Source organism: Brevibacillus sp. FIR094 (assembly GCF_050477165.1).
Lineage (GTDB): Bacteria > Bacillota > Bacilli > Brevibacillales > Brevibacillaceae > Brevibacillus.
In genome coordinates this window covers 1-5243 of the sequence record NZ_JBEAES010000070.1, presented here as the reverse complement: position 1 = coordinate 5243, position 5243 = coordinate 1, and the positions used below count along the sequence as shown (strand labels likewise).

Sequence of the window (5243 nt, the reverse complement as noted above, 5' to 3'; positions counted from 1 at the left end):
TCACACTGGCTGCTTAGGCTTTTTTAGTTCTGTCCGCTTGACAGGGGTAAGACCAAAAGCGGGTTTTTCTTTTTGTAGAGAGAAAACTCATTCGAAACTGTCTATTCTATCTCAAACGAGAAAGAAGTGAGGGATAAGAATGAGAGATTCCAAAAAAGCCGTATTGTATGTCGTGATTATTTCTGCATTAGCTGAATTTCTACTAGGAGAGGATATCGATCGCGAAGGCTGGGAGGAGCTCAGTGACGCTTTTGGCATGGTGGGAATGGATCTAAATGAGGTTTTCACAGTAAATGATTCCTTGCTGCTTGGATTTCAAAAAGTTTGTCAGGAATTTGGGAAGATGAATATAACAGAGGAAATGATAGAGGAGTTATATGTAGAGGACCAGCTGGAATAAACGGCTGGTTTTTTTTATTTTCAAGATCCCCTTAATCCACCTCAAATCGCTTCGTATAGATTCGACAAGAGGCAAAAGGAGGGGAGAAACCATGTTATATCAGATTAGTTTTTCGGCAGATGGAGAGCAGGTGCAGGTCATGAAATATTCGTCGACCCAAGACACCCCCATAGCCGTTTTGGAAGAGTTCTTTCGCGAGCATGTTCAAGTGAAACCGGAGTCCCTAAAAGGAATCGGGATCGTCAGGATTGGTGGGTAGCATGGCCTGTCACGGATGTGATTATGAAAAAGTCTGCCAAAAGAGAATGACAGTCAATGACATCGTGATGTCAGCAAAGGAACAAGATGTCGTGCCCATGACTTGTCGTTGTGTGGTTCATGACATTTGTCGCGATTGCCAATGGTATATCAAGCGTCAGTGTGCTTCATGGAAGATTTTGAATGGAAAAGTATTCACCGCTGGTACCCTGCAAACTTGTCCGAAAAAAATTTTGAAAACTGGTTGCTAAAACCCTCCTCCAATTACCTAGTGTGATAGAGCCACTGTGAATAGGAGCATGAGGAGGGGATGAAGTATGACAGAACAGCTTCACCAAATGGACGAGTTATTTTTCGCAGGGAAAGTCGATGATTTTTTGCAGAAGGCAAAAGAAAACTGTGAAGCCAAGCTGACCGGGATGACGTTTGCTGGAATGACCCATGATGATGTCGTTCAGGAGGTTCTCTTAAAGGTGTATCGCACGATGAAGGATTACGACCAGGAAAAAGCCAGAGTGACTACCTTCGTCGATCATGTGATTACGAATAAAATTCGCGACTGCTTGCGGAAAGCCGGCACGCAAAAAAACCTGACAAACAGTAACGCAGTTCTTGTCTCTGGTGGAGATGAGAATGAAGAGGAAACGATGATCAGCCGTATTGCTGCTCCTAGCGAGGAGTTTCGATATGAGGAAGTAGAGATGATGATCGACATCATGGAGTATATGAAGCTGTCCACGCGAGACAAGCTGATTCTCCAAATGAGAAGTGAAGGCTATTACCATGAGGAAATTGGTCAGAAATTCAATATCAGCAAGGAAAGAGTGTGTCAAATCATCAAGGCGATTTTGAAGCAGTACGGTGAGCTGTAGACATACACAAATAATCGATGAAAAGGAATGATCCAGCATGGCAGTTTTGTTGAAGAAGATGAATGAGGAATTGACCGAGGAGCTCTCCCATCAGGTCATTGGAAAATATGTACACGTTCCGACCAATATGCACACAACACTTACAGCCGAAGGTGGAGAAGAAGAGGTAAATATTTGGTTCGGCGGTTGCGTAGCGGGCATTGAAAAAGCAGTCATTGCTTTCGATTACGAAAAGCAGGAGTTTCGTGAGGAGCCATTGACCTACACAAACTTTTTACTGACCGACGGTATGGGATACACGGTGAACCGACTCCAATCCGAGATTTATGAGATTACAAAGGAAGAATTCGAGCAAATGTTAGCGGATCATCTGGCTACTCAGGCTGCTGAACTTGAAGCAGAGAAAAAGCTTCGTGAAGCAGCAGAGGAAATCTCGACAAATGAGGAGACGATGTAGTGCCATGAGACAGCCCATGATTGTCGCTTTCGAAGGAATTGACGCCAATGCGAAGGAAGCCCAAGCGGCGTTGCTAGAAGAAAATTTGAGAGGCCTCGGATATAAAGTGCGGAGAGTATCGTTTCCGCGTTTAGACACCCCAATCGGAGCGGTCATTGGCATGTGGCTTCGCTGCGAAATTGAGCTGGATGAGAAAGCGGTAGGAAAGCTATTTGAAGCGGATTTTCTGGACTATCAGCGAGAAATGGCGAGGATTTCGAAGGAGAACATCGATTTCATCATCATTGATCATTACGAACTGTCCAATTATTACTACTTCTATATGAAGGATACTCCTCTTTCCTGGTTTGCCACGATGAGTGATTTGACGAAGCGACCTGATGCAACCTTTTTTCTGCAAACGGAAGTAGATGCGAATAATGCCATGCTGCTAAAGGTGCAGGAAGCCTATCTTTCCCTTGCCCATGCTTCACGACGATCGGTACATTCACTGGATACGGCAATCGGGGTGGAAAGAATGCAGAAAAACATTCTGCAAGCAGTCCATCAGCTCCATCTGAAAAAGCGAGTTACGTGCTAACAAAGCTAATCGGCATTGTTGCCGCAGTGCTTATTCCCGTAAATGCTGTACTGCCAGCCGTAGAAAAGGGGCTGTCGGAGGTTCATCCTGTGATGAAACTGGCCAGGGACACAGATAGGCAGTTGCATACAAAAAGGGAGCTTGCAAACGTAATCACACATGTTGCACCGAGACTGGATATTGCTACAGTCGAGCTTTATACAGAAACGATTTTAGAATTATCCAAGAAATACGAAATAGATCCGGTTTTGATCATGGCGATGATCTGGCAGGAAAGCCGTTTTCAGCACGACGCGATTTCTGGCCAGGGCGCTAGAGGATTATTACAAATCATGCCGCGTACAGGAAGCTGGCTGGGAGTTCATCCTGATGACCTGTTTGATCCAGTGATTAACCTACAAACAGGTATCAAGTATTTGGATCTCTTGCAAAAGAAATATGGGAACCTTCGTGTAAGCATCGTCGCCTATAACCAAGGCGAAGGAAATGTCGACCGAAATCATTATCACGATGGCTACTATACAAAAGTCATGACCCATTACAAAAAAATGAACGGCTTATTAAGAGAATCTTGAGGATAGGCTGGGAGGAGGTATTATGAGTGAGCATGCCATGTTCGTAAAACAGAGAGTTGGCAAGAATAAAGAACAATACTCCTTGTATAACCTGGAGAATATTCGCCGCTGCAAGGAAGACAGTGAGTATCTGGGTGAAGTGATACTCGCAAATGAAGATCTCATTTGGCATTCTGTGCACAAATATATTGGAAAGCCAGAGACATTAGTGAAGCAATATTGCTTGGAAAAAGCGGATATCTTGCAATTGGGGAGAATGGGTATCATCAAGGCTATCAAAGCCTTTGATATAGCAAGAGGCGTGAAGTTTTCGTCCTTTGCAGTCATCACGATTGTGAGGGAGATCAACTGCTTTTTGCGAGATAGTGGAAATATTGTACGGCCGACGAGAACGGCAACAACGATTCTCCAACAAATCAATAAAATAGAAGCAGACCTGGGATATCTCCCTACCATAGAAGAAATCTCCGTACTGTTGGGGGAAAATGTGGAACAGATCAAAAAAGCGCTGGATGTCGGGAGACCTGTGAAGTATTTACAGGAGCCGCACCTGAAGGCATCCGCTTCGAGCAATGAAGCTGCCACTGCTATGGATGTCTTGAAGGACGAAGGACGAGACGTGGAAGAGTATGTGCTGGACAAGCTATATGTTACTGCTTTGCTTACGCAACTACAAAATCAAATCTCATCAAAAGAGTGGCAAGTCCTACAACTAAGGATGGCAGGCTACAATCAGACGCAAACAGCAGATTTTTTAAAGGTATCCCAAATGTGTGTATCAAGAACCATGAAAAAAATTCAGAATATTTCGAAAAGTAAACTTTCCTAATCTTATTTTTCAATCCCCTCCCAAATAGGAGATAATGGAAGAGCACTCCTATTATGAAAAGAGGTCGATCACCATATGAAATACTACCGACTCGGTGGCAGTGGATTGAAGGTATCAGCATTGGGATTAGGCACGAACTCATTCGGAGGGCGTGCGGATGAGCAAACGTCTGTAAATATCATTCATACCGCAATCGAAAGCGGGATTACCTTTATTGATACAGCAAATATTTACACGCAAACAGAATCGGAGCGAATCATCGGGCTGGCGCTTTCAGGGAAGCGGCACGAGGTCGTTTTGGCGACGAAGGCTGGTTTGGTAAAAGGCGAAGGACCGAATCAGAGAGGCTCATCGCGTTACCACCTGATGCTGGAGCTGGAGAACAGCTTGAAGCGTTTGCGCACCGATTATGTGGACTTATATCAAATTCATACTTTTGATCCAGAGACGCCTTTGGAAGAAACACTCCGCGCACTAGATGACATGGTTCGATCTGGGAAGGTGCGTTACATCGGGGCTTCCAACTATGCGGCTTGGGAATTGATGAAGGCAATTGGCATCAGTCAACGGGAAGGACTGAATCGTTACGTATCGACGCAGGTCAGCTACTCGCTGGCAGATCGGACACCGGAGCGTGAACTCGTACCGCTATGTCTTGACCAGGGGGTGGGGATCATTCCGTACTTCCCGCTTGCTGGCGGCATTTTAACAGGCAAATATACCTCCGCAGAAAAGGCCCCGGCTGGTTCGCGGGCGGACAAGGAGCCGCGTTTCGTTCGGTTGTTGAGTGAAGACAAGCTGGAGTTTGGACGTAAAATTAGTCAGGTAGCGGCGGAGGTTGGTGTATCCTCCAGTGTGCTGTCCTTGGCTTGGCTCATGCACAAGCCGGTTGTCTCTTCGGTAATCGTGGGCGCGACCCGTGTAGAGCAGCTTACGGATAATTTGCAAAGTGCAGCTTTGACGTTGGATGCAGCGACCTTGGCAGAGTTGGACCGATTGAGTGACACGTACCGAAACGGGGAACCATTTGCCGTATATCGTCTGCCGTAACAATAGTGTCAGTTGTCGACTAACATGACCAATTCCGAAGCCTCCTAGAATAGGGGGCTTTTTTGTGTTCAGCAGAGCCATGAGAGATAGTAAAAAACGCGGTCAACTAGATGCCCGGATCTCCGCCCTCATCGCGTGGGGGACTAAGAAAAAACCAGTCTGCTAGCAGTGAACTGCACCCCAATTGTTAGACACATCTAACAGTTGGAGGTGCAGTTTTTT

At 45.6% G+C, this 5243-nt stretch carries 8 protein-coding genes; all 8 read left to right on the top strand.

Annotated features, from left to right (window positions below):
* Positions 1 to 139: 139 nt before the first annotated feature.
* The 8 genes from ACQ5DJ_RS29690 to ACQ5DJ_RS29655 all read left to right on the top strand — a co-directional run bounded on the left by ACQ5DJ_RS29690 (position 140) and on the right by ACQ5DJ_RS29655 (position 5021).
* On the top strand, positions 140 to 400 hold the full coding sequence (locus tag ACQ5DJ_RS29690) for a hypothetical protein (protein ID WP_429845589.1): 261 nt from the start codon (positions 140 to 142) through the stop codon (positions 398 to 400).
* A 91-nt stretch (positions 401 to 491) separates the two neighbouring features.
* Positions 492 to 659, top strand: a complete 168-nt coding sequence (locus tag ACQ5DJ_RS29685) for a hypothetical protein (RefSeq protein ID WP_429845588.1) — start codon at positions 492 to 494, stop codon at positions 657 to 659.
* A 316-nt stretch (positions 660 to 975) separates the two neighbouring features.
* Entirely contained in the window at positions 976 to 1530 is a 555-nt protein-coding gene (locus ACQ5DJ_RS29680; protein WP_429845587.1) for a sigma-70 family RNA polymerase sigma factor, read from the top strand.
* Positions 1531 to 1567: 37 nt separating this feature from the next.
* Positions 1568 to 1987 (top strand): hypothetical protein, encoded by a 420-nt coding sequence (locus tag ACQ5DJ_RS29675; RefSeq protein ID WP_429845586.1) that lies wholly within the window; start codon positions 1568 to 1570, stop codon positions 1985 to 1987.
* 4 nt (positions 1988 to 1991) lie between these two features.
* Positions 1992 to 2567 carry a dTMP kinase gene (locus ACQ5DJ_RS29670; RefSeq protein ID WP_429845585.1) on the top strand — a complete coding sequence of 192 codons (576 nt, stop codon included), beginning with the start codon at positions 1992 to 1994 and terminating at the stop codon, positions 2565 to 2567.
* Positions 2561 to 3142: a lytic transglycosylase domain-containing protein gene (locus ACQ5DJ_RS29665; RefSeq protein WP_429845584.1), complete on the top strand. Its 582-nt coding sequence runs from the start codon at positions 2561 to 2563 to the stop codon at positions 3140 to 3142. Before ACQ5DJ_RS29670 ends, ACQ5DJ_RS29665 begins: the two co-directional genes overlap by 7 nt.
* 22 nt (positions 3143 to 3164) lie before the next feature.
* On the top strand, positions 3165 to 3971 hold the full coding sequence (locus ACQ5DJ_RS29660; RefSeq protein ID WP_429845583.1) for a sigma-70 family RNA polymerase sigma factor: 807 nt from the start codon (positions 3165 to 3167) through the stop codon (positions 3969 to 3971).
* A 75-nt stretch (positions 3972 to 4046) separates the two neighbouring features.
* The gene (locus ACQ5DJ_RS29655; protein ID WP_429845582.1) at positions 4047 to 5021 is read left to right on the top strand and encodes an aldo/keto reductase; all 975 of its coding nucleotides are present in this window, start codon (positions 4047 to 4049) and stop codon (positions 5019 to 5021) included.
* Positions 5022 to 5243 lie beyond the last annotated feature (222 nt).